Below are 20,854 nucleotides of genomic sequence, written 5' to 3'. Positions count from 1 at the left end.
TTGGTATTACTTTTCTTCGTCAGGTAGGGTAACGTTGAGTTCGAGTACGGAAAGATCTTCTTCTTTCTGATCGAGGTTGACTGTTACCTGCTCAGGGCTGATTTCAACATACTTGCGGATGACGTCCAGGATATCCTGCTTCAACTGCGGTAAATAACTAGGTGCACTTTGATCAGCAGAGCGGCGTTCAGCAACGATAATTTGCAGCCGCTCTTTGGCTAGACTGGCAGTCGTTGTTTTCTTGGGGCGGAAGAATTCTAACAATGCCATCGTGTATTACCCTCCGAATAGGCGTTTTAGGAAGCCTTTCTTCTCTTCCTCAAGGAAGCGGAAGGGACGCTCTTCGCCAAGCAATCGAGCAACGGTATCTTCGTAGGCGATACCCGCATCCGATTCTTTGTCAAAAATGACTGGCTCACCTTTGTTTGAGGCGTTCAGTACCGCTTGGCTTTCAGGGATCACTCCGAGTAGAGGGATATGAAGAATTTCTTCGACATCGCCAACACTCAGCATTTCACCTAATGTCACACGAGCTGGGTTATAGCGTGTTAGCAGTAGATGAGTTTTCACTGGGTCTTCGGCTTGCTCGGCACGGCGGGACTTAGAGTCGAGGATACCAAGAATACGGTCTGAGTCACGCACAGAAGAGACTTCAGGGTTGGTGGTGACGATGGCTTCATCTGCAAAGTACAACGCCATCAGTGCGCCGGTCTCGATGCCTGCCGGTGAATCACAGATAATGAAATCAAAACCCATTTCAGTCATATCGTTGAAAACACGTTCGACGCCTTCACGACTCAGCGCGTCTTTGTCACGGGTTTGGGAAGCGGGCAGGACATACAGATTGTCGACACGCTTGTCTTTGATAAGTGCTTGGTTTAGGTTAGCTTCACCATTGATGACGTTGACGAAGTCATATACTACACGACGTTCGCAGCCCATGATGAGGTCAAGATTACGCAGGCCGATATCGAAATCGATCACCGCTGTTTTCTTGCCTGTAAGTGCAAGGCCCGATGCAATAGCTGCACTCGAGGTCGTTTTACCAACGCCACCTTTACCTGAGGTAACAACGATAATTCGTGCCATCTTAAAATTCCTTATTAAACGCTATAAAGCCATTTGCTCTATGTTCAAATTATTTTCAGCCAGCGAGATAACGACATTCTCTCCCCAGAACTCTTCTTGTATTTTGTCGCTTAACCAGTAATTTCCAGCAATGGAAATGAGCTCCGGTTGGCAGTTATGACAGAATATCTTCGCCTCTTTTTGACCGTTGGCCCCGGCGATAGCACGGCCTCGTAGGGTTCCATAAATATGGATACAACCATCAGCAATTATTTCTGCTCCAGGGCTTACATGTCCCAATACTATCAGATCACTATTTTTAGCATAAATTTGCTGCCCTGACCGAACTGGATTCTTAATGATTTTTGTCGGTGTCATCACAGGCTCAGCCGCTTTGGCCTGTTTGGCCGCTTTGGCCTGTTTGGCCGCATTCATGATGGCAAATCCGGCTTGTTTCGCCCGCTCTTGCAGTTCAGGTTGTTTGCAACCACTTATTCCGACAGGGATCATTCCGGCCTTCTTGACCTGGCTTTTTAGTAACGCGAAGTCCAACTTATTTCCGGCTTGGCTGACATCAATGACGATGGGGGCTGCTGAAAAGAAATGGGGAGCCTGCTCAACCTTCTCTTTGAGAAAGTTAACTGCTTGCTGTATGTCGCCGTCCACTAAATGGAGGGCAGAGAGGGTGAATGAGCCTCCCTTGAGTTCTGCAGATTTTGTCATGTTTGCTGATGACTGTCGCTAAATTAGTCGTTCGGGAACGTTATCTCTTGGGTAACTTGCATGTTATATTCCAAACCGTATATCAGCAAGCTATCCTTGCTTTTGCGTTGGAAATTCAGACAACCGTCTCATCAAGTAGGCGATTCACCCTCGACAGGGGAATGATTCGCGTGAATCGTTGTCTGACAAAGAGCGAAATTAACGTACAGGTTACCGACAATATGTTGTGTTCTATTTACAAAAGCCCTAAAAAAGATAATACCTATCTGTATATCAACAATAAAGATGATTTCTCACCAGTACCTGACGCTTTGTTGAAAACATTTGGTACGCCACAATTTGTCATGGTAATTAAGTTAGATGAACGGCATAAGTTGGCACAGGCAGATATCGAAAAAGTGAAAGTGGAACTCAAAGGAAATGGATATTACCTGCAAGTACCGCCACCCGTGCCAAACTTACTGGAGCAATACAAAGCGGATAAAGCCGCCAGCAGCAAAGGATAAACTATGCATAAGCGATTGATATCGGCCTTTGTGGCCTTAGGGTTAGGATTATCGTCGGCAGTTTATGCTGATGAGGGGTTTGATGATTATGTCGAAGGACTAAAAGTAGAAGCCCAGGAAAAAGGAATTTCAGAGTCGATTATCAACTCTGCTTTTGAGGGCATTACGTTTGTCGAACGTGCAGTAAAAGCGGATAAAAACCAACCAGAGCGTAAATTGACGCTGGATGAGTATATTCCGCGTGCGGTGCCAGCTTGGAAAGTAAAGCAGGCAAATGAGCTTTATCGTCAGCATAAATCAACGCTGGATAAAATCGGCCAGCAATATGGCGTTCAGCCACGCTTTATTGTTGCCCTGTGGGGGGTGGAAAGTAATTTCGGTCGCCTGATGGGTAATTATAATGTGGTTGAAGCTTTATCAACTATGGCTTATGAAGGTCGTCGTGAAGCGTTTTTTCGCGGGCAGGTCATGGCGGCGCTGGAAATATTGGATGCTGGCCATATTAGTCCAAAAGAGATGAAGGGCTCTTGGGCGGGGGCGATGGGGCAACCTCAGTTTATGCCAACGTCATTTTTGTCTTATGCAGTTGATGGCAATAATGACGGAAAGATTGATATCTGGCAGACAGAGGCTGATGTTTTTGCCTCTGCCGCGAATTATTTAAAAAAAGCGGGCTGGGATGATCAATATACCTGGGGCCGACAAGTTTCATTACCCGCTTCTCTCGATGCTTCGTTGATGGGGGTTGAAAAGAGCAAAGCCAAAAGCCTAGTAGACTGGCAACGATTAGGTGTTCGCCGTTTTAATGGCCAGGCACTGCCGAGTGTTGATATTGAAGCATGGCTTATCCAACCGGATGATAAACATGGTCGAGCCTACTTGATCTACGGTAATTACCAATCCTTACTTAAGTGGAACCGTTCGCACTATTTCGCCTTAGCGGTAAGTCATTTAGCCGATCAGATTCGTTAATGTCATAATATGACAAAAAAGCCAGGCTAAAAGGTCTGGCTTTTTATGCTAAAAAGTAAGTAAAGACTCACCAATAACCTGTAATGATGGCGCAATACCAATGGTTTATTATTGACTGTCATATAGTGTTCAATCTAACCGTGTTGTTACTAAGCACTTGGTAATACAAGTTTAGCCTTTGAAAATCAAAGGTTTAAATAAAAGGCTTCTGACGTTTAACGGATAATAAAAAACCCGACAAAAGTCGGGTTTTTTTAGATGTTCGCAGATGATTTGAACTATTAGATTTCAAATTCTTCTAGAGACTTACCGTCATCAAGAGCTTTTTTAAGAGCACTTGGTGTACGGCCTTGGCCAGTCCAAGTTTTCTCGTCACCGTTTTCATCGATGAAGCGGTATTTAGCTGGACGCTGTGCACGTTTCGCTTTAGGAGCTTTATTTAGAGTTGCTAGAAGCTCTTCTGGGTCAATGCCGTCAGCAAGAAGCATTTCACGGTATTGAGCTAGTTTCTCTGTACGTTCTTTTTCTTTAGCGATTTCTTCAGCTTCAGACTCTTCACGCTCAGTAACAACAGTTTGAAGTTTTTCTAGCGCTTCCTGTAGTTGCTCAAGAGAATATTCACGAGAAAGAGCGCGAAGGCTGCGAAGGTTAAGTAGCGCTTTCATTGCATCAGACATTTTTTTATTTCCTGTAGGTCTAAAACTATAAATTAATAATAGCAGTGACAATTCAATAATTGCAATAATAATACTTTTAATACGGCGATGCCAATTAAAAAATGAAGTGTTTATTTATTTTTTTGCAATTTACTGGGTTCATTTCTCATTTGTAATAGATTGTAATGGTCGAGATGAGTAAATATTCTTATCCACAATCAACAGGGACGGTTAAATAATTGCCATCAATTTCATATGTAACGGGTGTGAAAAATTGCTTTTAACTGTCTAATTCTTGTTCTTTGCGGCAAGACTATTCACTATTTGTGTCATTTTTTTCACGTTAACTGGTTGCATTTGAATGTCTATTCCGTAGAATTGACCAAACCTAGACTAAGGGTAGAGGTGCATCGTCTATTAGTAGTAAATCGTAGGGTGATACCGATGAGGATTTACGAAAGGAGCCGTTGCCGAAGCAAGCTCGGATTATCAAGCCAACTTGCTGGGGTTGTCACCGAATAGGGATAACACTGCCATAGTATATAATTACATTAACTATGGAGCGCTACTGTGGAGTCGGAAAAGGGTCTTATCCCTTCCTTATGCTCTTCTATACACGACAAGATGTCGTGTTAAACAGTAGATCTCCAACCAGGATCGGTTGTAGTCGAGATCATGAATATTGTAGATTTTTCCCATTCCGCCATGTCATTGTTGCCACCTTTGGTTGCATTGGGTTTGGCAATCCTTACACGACGCGTTTTAGTTTCTTTGGGTGTTGGTGTCCTGTTGGGCGCATTCCTGCTGACTGATTTTTCGGTAGGTGGCACCGCAAACTATATTGGAACCACGGTTAAAGGGCTGTTTATTGATGACGGTGCCATTAACAGCTGGAACATGAGTATCGTCGCCTTCCTTATTTTGCTGGGTATGACCACAGCATTGCTAACACTTTCTGGCGGTACCCGTGCATTTGCTGAATGGGCACAAACTAAAATCAAGAGCAAGCGTGGTGCTAAACTGCTAGCTGCTTTCTTGGGTGTGTTTATTTTTGTTGATGATTACTTCAATAGTTTGGCCGTTGGTTCGATCTCACGTCCAGTGACAGATCGCTTCTATGTTTCCCGCGCTAAGCTGGCCTATATCCTTGACTCAACAGCTGCGCCAATGTGTGTGCTCATGCCTGCTTCTAGCTGGGGTGCCTATATTATCACTTTGATTGGCGGTATTTTGGCATCGCATGGTGTGACGGAATATACTCCGTTGGGTGCATTCGTGCAGCTGGCACCAATGAATTTCTATGCAGTGTTTGCCCTGCTGATGGTATTCGTGGTGGCGTGGTTCCAAATTGATGTTGGCCCGATGAAAAAACACGAGCTAGAAGCCAGTCACTGCCGCGGTTTTGACGAAGGTGATGACGACAGCCGTGCCAAAGATCTGAATGATGAACTTGAAATTGAAGAAAGCAAAAATGGTCGTGTTGCCGATCTTATCATGCCAATCGTGATGCTGATTGTGGCGACTTTCTTCTTTATGATCTTTACGGGTTACCAAGCGCTGGCAGCTGACGGCCTTGCGTTTAATGTATTAGGCGCCTTTGAGAATACCGATGTGGGTATGTCTCTGGTCTACGGTGGCCTTGTGGGTTTTGTTGCTGCGCTTATTCCTGTAATCCGCCAGCGTATCCCGGCGGCTGATGTGTCGTCTACGTTGTGGATCGGTGCTAAGTCTATGTTAGGCGCGATTTTAATCCTGCTGTTTGCGTGGAGCATCGGTTCGGTGATCAGCGATATGGCGACCGGTAAATACCTGTCGACAATGGTGGAAGGGAATATCAGCCCGATGCTGTTGCCTGCTATTCTGTTCTTGCTTGCAGGCCTGATGGCATTCTCAACCGGTACCTCTTGGGGTACGTTCGGCATCATGCTACCAATCGCGGGTGATTTAGCTGCCGCGACGGATATCATGCTAATGCTACCTATGCTAGGCGCTGTATTGGCGGGTTCTGTTTTTGGTGACCACTGTTCGCCTATCTCTGATACGACTATCCTGTCGTCGACAGGTGCCCGTTGTCACCATATTGATCATGTCTCTACTCAGCTACCGTATGCGTTGTCGATGGCAGTAGTATCAACCATTGGCTTCTTGGTACTTGGCTTCACCAGTTCTCTCGCGGTGTCGTTCTTGGCCGCAACCGTAGCCTTTATCTTAGCTTGTGCTGGATTGTCATGGCTATCTCGCCGTCCTCAGGAAGCAACGGCTAACGCTTGATGCTGATCGTTTGAATATGAAAAAGCCTGTATTTTGATGCAGGCTTTTTTATTTCAGTGAGATGTGAGGTTGTCCGCTATCTGGTTACAAAGAAGTTGAGCTTGCTCCTTTCAATCTGAAGGGCTTTTCTGTAGCATCTCGGCTGATTTTTTACGCACCAATCGTATTACTAGGGAAGCTTAATGGCCCAGATGTATTTCTATTACTCGGCAATGAATGCGGGTAAGTCGACAACATTATTACAGTCATCATTTAATTACCGCGAGCGGGGTATGACGCCGGTGATTTTTACCGCGGCGATTGATGACCGTTATGGCAAAGGCATGGTCAGCTCTCGTATTGGTTTGCAAGAAGAAGCTGAGCTTTTTAATGCAAGCGATGATCTTTACGCCCGCCTGCAAGATATGAATGCAACACAAAAAGTTGACTGCGTATTGATTGATGAATGCCAGTTTTTAACCAAAGAGCAGGTTTATCAATTAACGGAAGTCGTCGACAAGTTAAATATACCTGTGCTTTGCTATGGGTTGCGCAGTGATTTTCGTGGTGAATTATTCGCAGGAAGCCGTTATTTACTTGCGTGGGCAGATAAATTGGTTGAATTGAAAACCATCTGCCATTGTGGCCGTAAAGCCAATATGGTGATCCGCCAAGATGCCAGCGGCAAAGCAATTGCTGACGGTGATCAGGTTGAAATTGGTGGTAACGATCGCTATGTATCGGTATGCCGAAAGCACTACAAGGAAGCCCTTGAGCGCTAAATATTGCATTCAATAAAAAGCCCGGCCAATTTTGACCGGGCTTTTTGTTAACAATTGTCAAGTCGCTCTATTTATGGCGCTCTTGTAACTTGGCCGTGACATCCGACAGCGACATCCCCTGATCTTGCAAAAGCACCAACAGGTGGTAGATCAAATCAGCTGACTCACAGACTAATTCCGCCTTGTCACCCGACGTTGCCGCAAGCGCGACTTCAACGCCTTCTTCACCCACCTTCTGCGAAATCCGCTTGGTCCCACGGGCATACAAACTGGCGGTATAGGACGATTCGGGATCGGCACCTTTACGAGAAGCCAAGACCTGTTCAAGTTGATGAAGGAACACCAGAGCAGGCTGCTCAACCTGTCCTTCTTCAGCGGTATCGCTGTCAAAGCAGGTTGTGGTATTCAAGTGGCAGGTTGGGCCGATAGGATCAACTTTCACCAGGAGGGTATCTTGGTCGCAATCGAGTTTGATACTTTTGAGTTGTAACACATTGCCGGAGGTTTCCCCTTTGGTCCAAAGACGTTCTTTGGTGCGAGACCAAAAAGTGACTTGTTGGGTTTCAAGGGTTTTGCTCAATGCTGAGTCATTCATGTACCCCAGCATCAGTACCTGACCGCTGGTGTTGTCTTGCACGATAGCCGGAACCAATCCGTCTACTTTGTCCCAATTAATGCTGCTTGCTAGGCTCATAGTCGGATCTCCACACCTTGTTGTTTCAGATATTGCTTGAGCTCACCAATATTGATGATTTGTTTGTGGAACACCGATGCGGCAAGGGCACCATCGACATTCGCTTTGTTAAAGGCATCGGCAAAGTGCACCATCTCCCCGGCACCTCCCGAGGCAATAAGCGGCACATGGCAGACGTCACGCACCATGTCGAGTTGAGTGAGATCGTAACCGTTGCGAACGCCGTCCTGATTCATCATGTTGAGGACAATTTCACCAGCACCGCGTCGCTGGACTTCCTGCACCCAGTCGCGAGTTTCCCAGCGGGTAGCCTTGGTACGGCTTTCGTCTCCAGTGAACTGGTAGACTTGGTATTTGCCGGTATCGGCATCAAAGTAGGAATCGATGCCCACCACGATACATTGCACGCCAAATTTATCAGCAAGCTCAGTGATCAGGTTTGGATCAGCTAATGCTGGCGAGTTGATCGAAACTTTATCAGCACCAAACTGCAAGATACGGCTGGCGTCTTCGGCAGATTTGATCCCGCCGGCAACACAGAAAGGAATGTCGATCACTTCTGCCACACGGGCAACCCAGCTCTTATCGACTACCCGTCCGTCACTGGACGCGGTAATGTCATAGAACACTAGCTCGTCGGCGCCTTCTTCTGCATAACGTTTGGCGAGCGGAACGATGTCACCGATAATTTCGTGGTTACGGAACTGTACCCCTTTAACTACTTGACCATCTCTTACATCAAGGCAGGGAATTATTCGTCTAGCTAACATCTGTCAATCTCCTTGCCTTATTCTGCCCAGCAAGCAAAGGCCTGCTCAGCGGTAAATTTGCCATCAAGCAGGGCTCGGCCAACGATCACGCCAGCAACGCCTGAGCCTTTTAGGGCGGCGATATCATCGAGTGAACCAATTCCACCCGATGACTGGAATTGTACTTGCGGGTAAAGGGCACAAAGATCTTGGTAGAGCTCGACATTGGAGCCTTCCAATGTACCGTCACGGGAAATGTCGGTGCACAAAACATGCTTGAGGCCGACAGTCAGGAAGTTATCGAGCAGGGCTTCGATCGTCACGCCCGAGTCTTCTTGCCAACCAGAAACGGCGACATTACGCTTGCCGTTTGCATCAATATTGATATCCAGTGCCAGCACAATACGCTCAGGGCCGTATTTTTCCATCCAGCCTTTGACCAATTCAGGTTGTTTCACGGCCGTTGAACCAATCACCACGCGCTGAGCGCCGGCATTGAGAAGATCCGCAACGTCTTGCTCGGTACGAACGCCTCCGCCAATTTGGATATTGGCCGGTGTGCTAGCCAGCAACTTGCTGATCAAAGTCAACTGGCGGGCAGCGGTATCTTTGGCACCTGTAAGGTCAACCAAGTGTAGCCACCCGGCACCAGCTTGGTGGTAGAGGCTGAACTGCTCGGCAGGATCAACCTTGTATTCGGTGACCTTGCCATAGTCTCCCTGAAATAGGCGGACAACCTGACCGTCAATTAAATCGAGTGCGGGGATAATCATAATTCGTCCTTGTCCTTACATTTCCAGAAAGTTTTTGATCAGTTGCGAGCCGGCTTTGCTTGAGCGTTCAGGGTGGAATTGCACGCCGTAGTAATTGCCGCTCTGTACCGCTGCGGTGAATGGTTGTCCGTATTCGCAACGGGCAATCGTTCGACCTTTACCTTGCTCAGATTCTGGTTCGCCGAACACTGGCATCGCATAGCTGTGAACAAAGTAAAAGTAACTCTCTGCTGGGATGTCTTTAAATAGAGGGTGTTCAGCTTCCGCGGCAACGGTGTTCCAGCCCATGTGAGGCAGGGGCAGATTGCCGGTTTGCATCTTTTTCACCGGCGCGCCACACAAGCCGAGGCAATCGACCTTTTCGGTACCGCTTTGTCCTTGCTCTTCCGACAGCTCACCGAGGAGCTGCATCCCCAAACATATACCAAGCAGCGGTTTATCAACCTTCTTTACCAGGTTGATAAGATCACGTTCTTCGAGGTTTTTCATTGCCTCGCTGGCAGTGCCGACGCCTGGCAAGAAGAGTTTGTCTGCTGCCAAAACGACCTCGGGATCTTTACTTACCGTTACCGGGTAGCCTAGCCGCTCGATGGCAAAACGCACTGATGACACATTGGCACAACCGGTATCGATAATAACGACTTGTTGGTTAGGCGCTGACATTACAATACTCCCTTGCTGCTTGGCAGCTCGTTGCCTTCCACTTGAATAGCTTGGCGCAGGGTACGACCAAAGGCCTTGAACAGGCTTTCGACAATGTGGTGATCATTGTTACCGGTCGATGATAGGTGCAGCGTACAGGCTAGAGTATCGGTTAGTGAGCGGAAGAAGTGCGAGACCATTTCCGTCGATAAATCGCCTACCTGCTCACGGCTGAACGTTGCGTCGAACTTCAAGAATGGGCGGCCGGATAGATCCAGTGCACACTGGGCCAGGCATTCGTCCATTGGCAGGCTGAAACCAAATCGGCCGATCCCGCGTTTGTCGCCAAGGGCCGTCTTCAAGGCTTCACCCAGTGCCAGCGCTGCATCTTCTACGCTGTGGTGATCATCAATGTGCAAATCGCCATCGACGGTCAGCTCCATGCGGAAACCGCCGTGGGTCGCAATTTGATCCAGCATGTGGTCGAAAAAGCCAAGGCCGGTGGCAATGTGGTTGCCGCCAGTTTCATCCAGGTTAACCTTGACTCGGATATCGGTTTCCTTGGTGGTGCGCACCACCTCGGCGATCCGTGGGCGAGTGGTTAGATCTTTAACGATCTGTTGCCAGTTCATGCCGTCCTCTTCGCTAGAGTTCGGGGTGTACTGGATACCACGGATAGCCATGTTTTCAGCCAGCTGGAGATCGGTTTGGCGATCGCCGATCACTGCCGATGTTTCGAAATCCACCTTGCCTTGTTGAAGGTAGTCTTTGACGAGCCCAAGTTTTGGCTTGCGGCAGCTGCAGTTGTCTTCATTGAAGTGCGGGCAGATCAGCACATCGTCGAATTTCACCCCTTGCGACTCGAAGATCTCCATCATCATGTTATGCGGGGCATCGAACTCTTCTTGTGGGTAGCTGCTGGTGCCAAGGCCGTCTTGGTTCGTGACCATCACTAACTTGTAACCTGCATCCTGAAGCTTTAGCAATGCAGGGATCACAAAGGGCTCCAGCTTGAGCTTGTCTAGGCGGTCGACCTGAAAATCAATAGGCGGTTCAACAATCAGGGTGCCGTCACGGTCGATAAATAAGATTTTTTCCTTGCTCACAGTGTTGTCCTTTTCTCTTAGTTTTGTCCTAGCTGCTCTCGGATGAAGGCCAGTGTTTTTTCACATTCGTCGCGGTTACCGATGCTGATCCGGATACAGTTTTCTATTGGTGAACGGCGCAGGATAATGCCGTGATCCCACAGGGCGTTAAACAGGGCCTCTGCATCGGGGAATTTCACCAGTAGGTAGTTGCCGTAGCCTTCAAAAACGGTCACGTTTTTCAGCATACCGAGGCCAGCTTGGAGATAAGCGCGGTTGGCACCGATATCCAGTACCTGGAATTTGGTTTTGGCGCGACCAGCAGGGGACAGCGCTTGCACCGCGATATCGGTTACCGGAACCGGTACTGGGTAGGGGGCAATGACTTTTAATAGCAGATCAATGACCTCTGGGCTGGCCAAGGTAAATCCACACCGCAGACCGGCAAGGGCAAAGGCCTTAGACAGAGTACGCAGCACAACCAGGTTCGGGTATTGATCCAGCATATTGGCCGTTGTGGCCTCAGGGCAGAAATCAATGTATGCCTCATCGACCACAACCAGTGCCTTGCCCTGGGTCATATCCAGCAAGGTTTCGATATCCTGACGCTTGATCAGGTTGCCTGTTGGGTTGTTTGGACTGCAAACAAAGACCAGTTTAACCCCATCGAGGTTGTCGCGGATGCCCTCAAGATCAAGCTGCCACTCTTCGGTCAGCGGAACGGTCTTGGTGCCGACATCGAAGGTTTGCGCACTGATGGCATACATACCGTAAGTTGGTGGGCAGTATAGAATGCTATCTTGGTTTGGCTCGCAAAATGCGCGGATCAGCAGCTCAATACCTTCATCGGCGCCGCGTGAGGTCAGGGTCTGCTCTGGGCGGACACCAGCGTAATCGGCATAGGCTGCAATTAGCTCCGCTGGCTGGCAGGTGCTGTAGCGATTGAGGCGATCGCAGTTGATGTTATATTCATTGGCAAAAGGCGACTCGTTGGCATTGAGCCAGATATCACCGCTGCCACCAAGGCGACGTGCTGACTGGTAAGGTGTCAGCTCGCGAACTGTTTTCCGTGCCAGTTGATCTATTTTCATTTTATGCCTCATTGTTTACATCGTTTGTGCCGATCAGTTTTTCCATACGGATTGTGACTGCACGTTTATGGGCATCGAGACCTTCGGCTTCGGCAATAGCGACAACTGTTGGCGCTAACTCTCTCAGGCCATCGGCACTGAGCTCTTGTACTGTCATGCGTTTGCTGAAGTCGGCTAAACCCAGGCTTGAATAAGTACGGGTGTAGCCGTACGTTGGTAATACATGGTTGGTTCCGGAAGCGTAATCGCCCACCGATTCCGGTGACCAGTTACCGAGGAATATTGATCCTGCATTATCCAGCTGCGATACCAGATCTCGCGGATTGCGGGTTTGAACAATCAAGTGCTCTGGACCGTAGTGGTTGGAAATCGATACACATTGGGTCAGGCTTTCGGCCACAATCAAAATACTTGAGCCAAGCGCCTGGCGGGCAATGTCTGCACGGGGTAGGGCCTTGAGCTGTTGTTGGATCGCATCGGCGGTACGATCGGCAATACTTGGGTCCGGTGTGAGCAGGACGACCTGTGAGTCAGGGCCGTGCTCGGCTTGACTGAGCAAGTCAGCGGCAATGAAATCAGGATCGGCACTGCTATCGGCAATGACCAAGACTTCGGATGGGCCTGCTGGCATATCAATCGCTGCGCCGCGAAAGTCATTGCTGACCTGGCGCTTAGCTTCGGTAACGAACGCATTACCTGGGCCGAAAATTTTATCCACCTTGGTCACGGTCTCGGTGCCGTAAGCCATGGCGGCAACAGCTTGCGAACCACCGGCGTTATAGATATTGGTAATGCCACACAGTTTGGCGACATAGAGGATTTCATCGGCGATCGGTGGCGGTGAACAAAGTACCACTTCGCGGCAGCCTGCAATCTGGGCTGGTACACCAAGCATGAGAACCGTTGATGGCAATGGGGCGCTGCCGCCCGGAATATACAAGCCCACAGAGTTGATCGGGCGGGTCACTTGTTCACACACTACACCCGGTTGGGTCTCGACCCGCAAAGTGGGTTGTTTTTGCGCTTTGTGGAAGGTCGCGATATTTTTGTAGGCCTGCTGTAGCGCCTGCTTCATGTCATCGCTCAACCTCGCACAGGCGGCGGATACTTCATCTTCACCGACCTTGATGCTATCAGGTTTAACACCGTCAAACTTTTCAGTCAGTTCAAGCAGGGCCTGATCGCCACGATTGCGGATATCAGCAATCACATTGGCAACAATCGCGGTGATGTTGGCGCCTTCGGTGATTGCTGGGCGCTCAAGCAGGTTTTCTTGTTGGTTTTTGCTAAGGGATTGCCACACAACGGTTTTCATTGCTTACTCCATCATTTTTTCAATTGGTAGAACCAGGATTGAGCTAGCGCCCAGTTCTTTAAGTTGTTCCATGGTTTCCCAGAACAAGTTTTCGGAGCTAACAAGATGAACGGCTACGCGGCTTTTATCCTGTGAAAGAGGTAACACGGTTGGATCTTCAGCGCCCGGTAGCAGTGCTTTGATTTGGTCAAGGCGCTCTGCTGGCGCGTGCAGCATGATATATTTGGATTCTTTGGCTTGGATGACACCCTGCATACGGGTTAGCAAACGCTCGATAAGGGCTTGCTTGTCAGCAGCTAGGTCGCCAGTCTGCTGGATAAGAACCGCTTTAGAGCGAAGGATCACTTCTGCTTCTTTTAGGCCATTGGCTTCCAGTGTTGCTCCAGTTGAGACTAAGTCACAGATAGCATCGGCAAGTCCAGCTCGTGGGGCAACTTCGACTGAGCCGTTAAGCATACAGGTACTGAAAGTCACGCCCAGCTCGTCCATATAGCGCTTTACCAACTGCGGGTAGGTGGTCGCAATCCGCTTACCTTGCAAGTCCTGAGGTCCGTTGTACTGGGCATCTTTGTCGATGGCAATCGACAAGCGGCAACCGCCGAAGTCCAAGCGTCGAAGTTTGATGTAGTCTGCTGGCTCACCACGGGCTTCACGCTCAAGGCCGACTTCTTCCAGTTCGTTTTCGCCAATGACGCCAAGGTCAACCACACCGTCCATGATCAGGCCTGGGATATCATCATCACGTACCAGCAGTAGGTCAATTGGCATGTTTTCAGAGTGCACCACCAAGCGCTCGCCCAACATGTTGAACTTCACGCCACAGCGCTTAAGCAGTTCCTGGCACTCTTTGCTCAGGCGTCCTTTTTTTTGAATCGCAATTCGTAGTCGTTGTGTCTGCATTGTTTTAATCCCTGTTACTCGATGTTGAGCCTGAAAACGAAAAAACCCTCGGAAGATGTCTCTTCCGAGGGCCTTGTAATCTGTACTATGACGACCGCTGGAAGAGTATTTTTTGCGTCTTCCAGAGCGAGGCGTATCCTCCCGAAAGACTAATCAGGATGATGATGGTGGTGAAAGTTTACCATTGGGATACGCATAGTTATGTACTCTGTATAAATCATTATTAACGCTTGCTTGTGATTCACACTAACGAAGCTGGATTTATTTTGCAATAGCAATTTTACGGAAATATTAAAAATTTATCAGGCGGTGATTGGGCGGTGGGTAAAATACAGTCAACTATAGGGATGATGCGATGATATTAGACGTTTTTAAGCGGTTACCACAAGAAGCTGCATGCGCGTTTGCAACAAGGTGTTTTACGAACCGTTAACGGTGATCTGGGGAGAGTAAAGACAACCTAGAAGGTGGTTATTCGAATTGGTGAATAATGTTCTGGAAGAGAAAGCTCCCCTGCATAGGCAGGGGCGCTAAATGAAGGTATCGGTTGGTATTAACCGCAACACTTTTTGTATTTTTTACCACTACCACATGGGCAAGGATCATTGCGGCCGATCTTATCGCTTACTGCTGAGGTTGGCTTATGCTTCTCGACAGCTGCACGGTGCTCTTCGGAATTTGAAGGCCCTGGGTATTCGCCGTCAATGTAGAACCATTGGAGTTGGTTATTAACTGCCTCTTTGATGAAGCGAGAGCGTTCGTGTAGGCAGTATTGCTCGTCGCCATCTTGATAAAACGCTTTGAACTCGACAAAACCTTCGGTCTCTGTTGCAATTTCGCTGTTGATTACCTCTAGACCCAGCCATTGGCTATTGACCGATTCGGCAATCGCTTCACGGTGTTGCTCTGCTTCGCAACTAGGGTGGTAGGTTGCCACAACATAATCGACTAACCCTAGCACGTGGGCGCTGTAACGGGAGCGCATCAATTGCTCTGGGTGGTTAGCTAAACTTGGATTTTGGTGGATAGGTTGGCAGCATTCAGCCAGCGGACGTTGGCTGCCACATGGACACGACAGGGGGGATTGGGTCATGGTTTACTCGGTAATGTTTGCTCAAAGACAGTTGCCCATTTTAAAGATTCAAGATAGGCCTCTGCAACGATTGATTCATCAATCGTTAGTGCTTTGCACAGCCGTTCAATGGTCTGCCAGTCAGCTTGATCGTAGGCAATAGCTAGGCGCAATAGTCCCCCTAGGTGGCCTTTGCGGTTAATGAGGGCGTGCTGGACGGGTTTATCCAGTGGTAATTGGTCAATCAGCGCTTCAATAGGTTGCTCGAGGATAGAATCGAGCAGGGAAAATAAACCGGTTAAGAAGGCTTGGTTACTGTCTATTCGTAACTGGAATTGTTGGCTTAACTGTTCACAGAAGCGGGCGCGCTGTAGCGATAAGAAGTAAAGCGATTCGGGTTTTTTTTCAACCGCATGGGAGGTCGCAACAAAGGTCACAAAGCGTCGTAGTTTCTCTTCGCCTAAATACACCAATGCCTGTTTGAAGGAGGAGATGGGCTTGGCGCGGGTATAAGTCATGTTATTGACATGGCGCAGCAACTTGTATGACAGCGTTAAGTCGGTGGCGATAATCTGCTCTACCTTGTTAAAGTCGACTTCGGCAGAGCTTATTTCACGATATAGTCGCAAAGTCGTGAGGGCAGAAGGCTTGAGCGCTTTCTTACGCACGATTTCAGGGCGGCTGAAAAAATAGCCTTGGAACAGGTCAAATCCGGCTTCGCTGGCCGCCATGAACTCGGCATGGGTCTCAACTTTTTCTGCCAGAAAGGTAAGGCGGCTGCCTTTTTCTTTGTGGCGACGGATAAAAAAGCTCGCCTTGGCCAATGGCGTCACCCGAAGATCAAATTTGATAATATGAACATACGGGATAAAGCGGTTCCATTCAGGGCTAGGAGTAAAATCGTCCAAGGCTAAGGTATAACCGGCTCGGTGAAGTTCTACCACGGCTTCCCAAAGCTCATCATCAGGCTGGCAAGTTTCCAGTATTTCAATAATGAAGCTTTTTTTAGGAAATAGCAGCGGTACCCGGTTGATCAGGCTACAGTGTGGGAAATTAACAAAGGCTTTTTTTCCCGAGGTCACATCACTATTGCCAGAGCTTAAAAAGTTATCTGTCAGCAGGCGATGAGTTGCCTGCTCGTCACCAATATCAGGGAAGCTGTTTTTCGGGCCATCTCGGAATAGCAACTCATAACCGATGGTATCCTTTTCCCTATTTAGTACAGGCTGTCTGGCAAGATATGAATTCATGTAAACAATAGTCGTTCTTAGGCATGGTAGTCATTATAAACGCGGTTGCATTTCATGACTGATGTATGGCTTTCCGTACAAATTATGACAAAAATAACCCGATTAAGACAGTGTTACTGTTTCTTATTATTTGTCATGATTTCAAGCATGGAAATATGCTCGAGCATAATGGATAATCCGCGCCTTTCCGAAAAAATTTGTGTAACTCATGACAGTATTCACATTCATACAAGCGGGATTGCTTGTAGGTGGACTGATTTTCATCGCCATGCTACTTGTTTCGTGGCGAAAAAATCGAGTGCAGGAAGCACAAACAAAAATTTTACCCATTGGCCTTATTGGTGGCTTTGCCAACTTTTGTGACACCTTAGGGGTGGGTAGCTTTGCCATCAAAACCGCAGGATATAAACAGTTCAAACTTATTGATGATCAGCTTTTGCCGGGCACGTTGAATTGCCAGGCGGTGTTGGCGACGGTGGTTCAATCGCTTATTTTCCTGACGGCTGTAGACGTCGACCCGACGACCCTTGTTAGTATGGTGCTGGCTGCGTGTTTGGGGGCGACAGTTGGCGCTCGTTTGGTGTCAAGCTGGGATCGCCAGTTGATCCGCTTGGTAATGAGTATCGCTCTATTGGTCGTTGCAAGCCTAATGCTGGCCGGTCAGCTTAAGCTTTTCCCTTTGGGGGGGCTTGAACTCGGGCTAACGGGTTGGAAATTGGCGGTAGCTATTGCTGGTAACTTCTTGTTCGGTGCGTTAATGACGGTAGGGATTGGCCTTTATGCCCCGTGCATGACCATGGTGTACTTGCTGGGTATGCATCCGTTGGCGGCTTTTCCGATCATGATGTGTTCCTGTGCTTTCTTGAGCTTCTTCTCGGCGGGTGGCTTTATTCGTATGAACCGGATTAATAGCCGTGCGGCGTTGGTTGTGGCGATTACTGGCCCTATCTGTGTGGTCATTGCGGCGTATTTAGTGAAGTCATTGGATTTGCACTTGTTGGCGTGGTTGGTGATTGGCGTGGTGTTGTATACCTCAATTACTATGTACCGCTCGTGGGCAAAAGATCGACCGAATGCTGGAAACGAGGTATTGACGGGGTTGGGTAAATAACCCTTTGAGGTTGGCCTCTTTGATATAATAAAGGTACGCGATGGCGTACCTTTTTTGTTTCTGAGTGGCTGAATATTCGCAAGGGAACTATTATGGCCCGGAAGCTATTGCGGTTGAAAATCGCGCGTTTCGAGCTGGCAGCCTTGCGGGGTACAAACTAATACAGAGCCATGATCATACCAATCGCCAAGCACGATACGGCTGGCTGCTTGCTCGTTGACTGTAAGGGTATGGACATCAGGGCGGTGGGTATGGCCGTGGATCATCTGCCTGACCTGATGCTCGGCCATGACATGGATGACTTCATCTGGCGTTACATCCATGATGGATTGGCTTTTGGCTTGATTGGTTTGGCTGCTGCCGCTACGCATTTTATCACCGATACGCTGCCTATAGCTCAGTGGCAGCCGGAAGAACAGCCATTGAATAAAGCGGTTATGTACCTTCTTGCGATAGCGCTGATAGCCTTCATCCAACGTACACAAGGTATCTCCGTGCAGGATCAGAGTTGGAGTGTTATAGAGATCAACCACGGTGTGCTCAGGCAGCAGCTGGACGCCGGTTTCTTGGCTGAACCGCTTTCCAATGAGAAAATCCCGGTTGCCATGGATAAAATAGCAAGGGACACCGCTGTCGGTCAGTTGGCGGAAGGCCGTTTTAATTTGCTGGTGGAAAGGGGAGTCGTCGTCATCACCAATCCACATTTCGAATAGATCGCCCAAGACATAGAGGGCATCAATACCACGAGCCTCCGCGGACATAAAATGAAGAAAACAGGCGGTGATATCTGGCCTGTCGGCACTCAAGTGCAGATCAGAAATAAAAAGTGTGGTCATAGGCGGGAAGGGTGGCACAACGGCCACCCTTTGTGAAGTCTTACTCTTCGATAGTTACGTTGTTGATAACAACTTCTTCTACCGGTACGTCCTGGTGAACGTAACCCCAGTTACCCGTTGCAACGCCTTTGATCTTGTTTACGACGTCCATGCCTTCAACAACCTCAGCAAATACGCAGTAACCCCAGCCATCAGGTGTCTCTGATTTGAAATCTAGGAATTTGTTGTCGTTCACGTTGATGAAGAACTGAGAGCTTGCTGAATGCGGTTCCATGGTGCGAGCCATTGCTAGCGTGCCAATCTTGTTACTTAGGCCGTTGCTTGCTTCGTTCTTGATCGGAGCGCGTGATTCTTTTTCTTCCATACCAGAAGACATACCGCCGCCCTGAACCATGAAACCATCGATAACACGGTGGAACAACGTACCGTTGTAGAAGCCGTCGCGGCAGTATTGCAGGAAGTTTGCACAGGTTTCCGGCGCTTTCTCAGTGTTTAGTTGGATTTTGATGTCACCAAAAGTAGTGTGAAGCGTTACCATGAGCTTGTCCTTTGATAGGTGTATATTGCTTTAAACATTGGATTCTATCTTAACCGACCTAGGCGTCAATATTAACTGACGTTGTTCGCTTTCTCTGGCTCAAATAGGTGAAAAATTAGCCTGTTGCCTAACTATAGATGAAGGTCGTTTAGTTCGCATGTGATGCATCGGCAAGGTAGGGTGCGCAAATTTACGGCTGGGCGATATACTTTACACGGGCATAAGCCGCCTGAACGGTATTTTTCCTTGCCTTAGCTTGCCAATAAAGGTGTAATTACAGCCTTATACCGTAACCCCCAATAATGAGTATCGAAGAGACATGTTGAAGATCTATAACTCACTGACAAGACAGAAAGAGGAATTTACACCCATTCAGCCAGGTAAAGTTGGCATGTATGTCTGTGGGGTTACCATCTACGATCTCTGTCACATCGGTCACGGTCGTACTTTTGTGTCATTCGATGTGGTTTCTCGCTACCTGCGTTACTCGGGTTACGATCTGACTTTTGTACGTAACATTACCGACATCGATGACAAGATCATCAAGCGTGCAGCAGAGAATGGCGAAAGCTGTGACTCTTTGACCGAGCGCCTGATCGGCGAAATGCACGCTGACTTTGACTCGCTAGGTATGAAGCGCCCCGATATCGAGCCACGTGCGACTGATTTCATTGCTGAAATTATCGCAATGTGTGAGCGTCTCATTGAGCGCGGATTTGCCTACGTGGCCGATAATGGTGACGTAATGTTTGAAGTGAGTAAGTTTGACGAATACGGCAAGCTATCTAAACAAGATCTTGACCAGCTGCAAGCCGGTGCACGTGTTGACATCGAAACGGCTAAGCGTAGCCCACTTGATTTTGTACTGTGGAAGATGTCCAAGCCGGGTGAACCGACGTGGGAGTCACCATGGGGCGCAGGCCGTCCGGGTTGGCACATTGAATGTTCAGCGATGAACTCTGCTATTTTGGGTGATCATTTTGATATCCATGGCGGTGGTTCAGACTTGCAGTTCCCGCACCACGAAAATGAAATTGCCCAGTCTTGCTGTGCAACAGGTTCCCAGTACGTGAATACTTGGATGCACAGCGGTATGGTAATGGTTGACCGCGAGAAGATGTCTAAGTCTTTGGGTAACTTCTTTACGATCCGTGATGTATTGGGCCACTTCGACGCCGAAACTGTGCGTTACTTCCTGATGTCTGGCCACTACCGCAGCCAGTTAAACTACAGCGAAGATAACCTGAAGCAGGCTCGTTCTGCACTTGAGCGCCTGTACACATCACTTCGTGGTCTTGATAGCTCTGTTGAAGCCGCTGGTGGTGATGAGTTTGTTACACGCTTCAAAGAAGCGATGGATGACGACTTCAACACACCAGAAGCTTACTCGGCACTGTTTGACATGACGCGTGAAATCAACCGTCTGAAAGCCGAAGATCTTGCCGCGGCATCAGCTCTGGGTGCACGTATGCGTGAATTGGCTGATGTACTTGGCCTATTGGGTCAAGACCCAGAGGCTTTCCTTCAGAGTGGCGCAGGTGAAGACGATGATGTGGCTGAAATTGAAGCGCTAATCCAACAACGCCTAGATGCTCGTGCCGCAAAAGATTGGGCGGCAGCAGATGAAGCCCGTGACAAGCTGACTGCGATGGGGATCATTCTGGAAGACGGCCCTCAAGGTACAACTTGGCGTCGTAAGTAAAGGTTAGCCTTTTTCGTAATTGAAAAGCCGGAGTTTTTGCTCCGGCTTTTTATTTTCCTATAATAATCATCAGCTATCAAATCAAGGCTATAGTTATTTAGATAGGCTGGAGTCTCAATCGTGAGATGGGTGCATTACT

22 protein-coding genes, 1 riboswitch and 1 other annotated feature are annotated in these 20,854 nt (G+C 48.3%); of the genes, 6 read left to right on the top strand and 16 right to left on the bottom strand.

Translation table 11 applies throughout. The annotated features are described in order from the left end of the window. Window positions 1-6: 6 nt before the first annotated feature. Genes minE through minC form a run of 3 tightly spaced genes read right to left on the bottom strand, consistent with a single transcriptional unit; the run spans window position 7 to window position 1,791 of the window. Window positions 7-270 (bottom strand): cell division topological specificity factor MinE, encoded by a 264-nt coding sequence (minE, locus tag NHN17_RS00485; RefSeq protein WP_255040127.1) that lies wholly within the window; start codon window positions 268-270, stop codon window positions 7-9. 6 nt (window positions 271-276) lie between these two features. Then, entirely contained in the window at window positions 277-1,089 is an 813-nt protein-coding gene (gene minD, locus NHN17_RS00480; RefSeq protein WP_255040126.1) for a septum site-determining protein MinD, read from the bottom strand. 21 nt (window positions 1,090-1,110) lie between these two features. Further along, on the bottom strand, window positions 1,111-1,791 hold the full coding sequence (gene minC / locus NHN17_RS00475) for a septum site-determining protein MinC (protein ID WP_255040125.1): 681 nt from the start codon (window positions 1,789-1,791) through the stop codon (window positions 1,111-1,113). 221 nt (window positions 1,792-2,012) lie between these two features. On the opposite strand from minC, the gene NHN17_RS00470 reads away from it, so the two are divergent. Continuing rightward, window positions 2,013-2,297: a YcgL domain-containing protein gene (locus NHN17_RS00470; RefSeq protein ID WP_255040237.1), complete on the top strand. Its 285-nt coding sequence runs from the start codon at window positions 2,013-2,015 to the stop codon at window positions 2,295-2,297. 3 nt (window positions 2,298-2,300) lie between these two features. Next, the gene (locus NHN17_RS00465; protein ID WP_255040124.1) at window positions 2,301-3,269 is read left to right on the top strand and encodes a lytic murein transglycosylase; all 969 of its coding nucleotides are present in this window, start codon (window positions 2,301-2,303) and stop codon (window positions 3,267-3,269) included. A gap of 281 nt (window positions 3,270-3,550) precedes the next feature. Here NHN17_RS00465 and NHN17_RS00460 read toward each other — a convergent pair whose 3' ends face one another. Next, window positions 3,551-3,946: an H-NS family histone-like protein gene (locus NHN17_RS00460; protein WP_255040123.1), complete on the bottom strand. Its 396-nt coding sequence runs from the start codon at window positions 3,944-3,946 to the stop codon at window positions 3,551-3,553. 371 nt (window positions 3,947-4,317) lie between these two features. Continuing rightward, window positions 4,318-4,501: riboswitch (Lysine riboswitch) on the top strand. 99 nt (window positions 4,502-4,600) lie between these two features. Here NHN17_RS00460 and NHN17_RS00455 point away from each other — a divergent pair. Next, a complete protein-coding gene (locus NHN17_RS00455; protein ID WP_255040122.1) occupies window positions 4,601-6,196 on the top strand; it encodes a Na+/H+ antiporter NhaC family protein in 1,596 nt (531 codons plus the stop codon). A gap of 182 nt (window positions 6,197-6,378) precedes the next feature. Further along, the gene (locus NHN17_RS00450; protein ID WP_255040120.1) at window positions 6,379-6,957 is read left to right on the top strand and encodes a thymidine kinase; all 579 of its coding nucleotides are present in this window, start codon (window positions 6,379-6,381) and stop codon (window positions 6,955-6,957) included. A 67-nt stretch (window positions 6,958-7,024) separates the two neighbouring features. On the opposite strand, the gene hisIE is transcribed toward NHN17_RS00450, so the two are convergent. From hisIE to NHN17_RS00400, 10 genes are all read right to left on the bottom strand, one after another. Then, window positions 7,025-7,651 (bottom strand): bifunctional phosphoribosyl-AMP cyclohydrolase/phosphoribosyl-ATP diphosphatase HisIE, encoded by a 627-nt coding sequence (gene hisIE / locus NHN17_RS00445; RefSeq protein ID WP_255040119.1) that lies wholly within the window; start codon window positions 7,649-7,651, stop codon window positions 7,025-7,027. After that, complete coding sequence (hisF, locus tag NHN17_RS00440) at window positions 7,648-8,421, bottom strand: imidazole glycerol phosphate synthase subunit HisF (protein ID WP_255040118.1); 774 nt, start codon at window positions 8,419-8,421, stop codon at window positions 7,648-7,650. The genes hisIE and hisF overlap by 4 nt, the downstream gene beginning before the upstream one ends. A gap of 17 nt (window positions 8,422-8,438) precedes the next feature. Further along, complete coding sequence (gene hisA / locus NHN17_RS00435) at window positions 8,439-9,173, bottom strand: 1-(5-phosphoribosyl)-5-[(5-phosphoribosylamino)methylideneamino]imidazole-4-carboxamide isomerase (protein ID WP_255040117.1); 735 nt, start codon at window positions 9,171-9,173, stop codon at window positions 8,439-8,441. A gap of 15 nt (window positions 9,174-9,188) precedes the next feature. Continuing rightward, window positions 9,189-9,836, bottom strand: a complete 648-nt coding sequence (gene hisH, locus NHN17_RS00430; protein ID WP_255040116.1) for an imidazole glycerol phosphate synthase subunit HisH — start codon at window positions 9,834-9,836, stop codon at window positions 9,189-9,191. Further along, a complete protein-coding gene (gene hisB, locus NHN17_RS00425; RefSeq protein ID WP_255040115.1) occupies window positions 9,836-10,921 on the bottom strand; it encodes a bifunctional histidinol-phosphatase/imidazoleglycerol-phosphate dehydratase HisB in 1,086 nt (361 codons plus the stop codon). Before hisB ends, hisH begins: the two co-directional genes overlap by 1 nt. A gap of 17 nt (window positions 10,922-10,938) precedes the next feature. Then, a complete protein-coding gene (gene hisC / locus NHN17_RS00420; RefSeq protein WP_255040236.1) occupies window positions 10,939-11,985 on the bottom strand; it encodes a histidinol-phosphate transaminase in 1,047 nt (348 codons plus the stop codon). Between the two features lie 7 nt (window positions 11,986-11,992). Then, a complete protein-coding gene (hisD, locus tag NHN17_RS00415) occupies window positions 11,993-13,306 on the bottom strand; it encodes a histidinol dehydrogenase (protein ID WP_255040114.1) in 1,314 nt (437 codons plus the stop codon). Window positions 13,307-13,309: 3 nt separating this feature from the next. Next, on the bottom strand, window positions 13,310-14,206 hold the full coding sequence (gene hisG / locus NHN17_RS00410) for an ATP phosphoribosyltransferase (RefSeq protein ID WP_255040113.1): 897 nt from the start codon (window positions 14,204-14,206) through the stop codon (window positions 13,310-13,312). A 36-nt stretch (window positions 14,207-14,242) separates the two neighbouring features. After that, window positions 14,243-14,380 (bottom strand) — a sequence feature (His leader region). 379 nt (window positions 14,381-14,759) lie between these two features. Then, on the bottom strand, window positions 14,760-15,299 hold the full coding sequence (locus NHN17_RS00405) for a YchJ family metal-binding protein (protein ID WP_255040112.1): 540 nt from the start codon (window positions 15,297-15,299) through the stop codon (window positions 14,760-14,762). After that, window positions 15,296-16,528 carry an EAL and HDOD domain-containing protein gene (locus NHN17_RS00400; RefSeq protein WP_255040111.1) on the bottom strand — a complete coding sequence of 411 codons (1,233 nt, stop codon included), beginning with the start codon at window positions 16,526-16,528 and terminating at the stop codon, window positions 15,296-15,298. The genes NHN17_RS00405 and NHN17_RS00400 overlap by 4 nt, the downstream gene beginning before the upstream one ends. A gap of 208 nt (window positions 16,529-16,736) precedes the next feature. On the opposite strand from NHN17_RS00400, the gene NHN17_RS00395 reads away from it, so the two are divergent. Next, on the top strand, window positions 16,737-17,639 hold the full coding sequence (locus tag NHN17_RS00395; protein ID WP_255040109.1) for a sulfite exporter TauE/SafE family protein: 903 nt from the start codon (window positions 16,737-16,739) through the stop codon (window positions 17,637-17,639). A 104-nt stretch (window positions 17,640-17,743) separates the two neighbouring features. Here the strand turns inward: NHN17_RS00395 and lpxH are convergent, their stop codons facing one another. Together lpxH and NHN17_RS00385 are read right to left on the bottom strand one after the other, a co-directional pair. Further along, window positions 17,744-18,475, bottom strand: a complete 732-nt coding sequence (lpxH, locus tag NHN17_RS00390; protein ID WP_255040235.1) for a UDP-2,3-diacylglucosamine diphosphatase — start codon at window positions 18,473-18,475, stop codon at window positions 17,744-17,746. A gap of 40 nt (window positions 18,476-18,515) precedes the next feature. After that, complete coding sequence (locus NHN17_RS00385; protein ID WP_255040108.1) at window positions 18,516-19,013, bottom strand: peptidylprolyl isomerase; 498 nt, start codon at window positions 19,011-19,013, stop codon at window positions 18,516-18,518. 319 nt (window positions 19,014-19,332) lie between these two features. Here NHN17_RS00385 and cysS point away from each other — a divergent pair, with 319 nt between their 5' ends. Then, window positions 19,333-20,715: a cysteine--tRNA ligase gene (gene cysS / locus NHN17_RS00380; RefSeq protein ID WP_255040107.1), complete on the top strand. Its 1,383-nt coding sequence runs from the start codon at window positions 19,333-19,335 to the stop codon at window positions 20,713-20,715. Window positions 20,716-20,854 lie beyond the last annotated feature (139 nt).

Source organism: Photobacterium pectinilyticum (genome assembly GCF_024357955.1).
Classification (GTDB): domain Bacteria; phylum Pseudomonadota; class Gammaproteobacteria; order Enterobacterales; family Vibrionaceae; genus Photobacterium; species Photobacterium pectinilyticum.
Note: the sequence above shows the minus strand (reverse complement) of the source record. Positions and strands in the feature narration are given on the sequence as shown.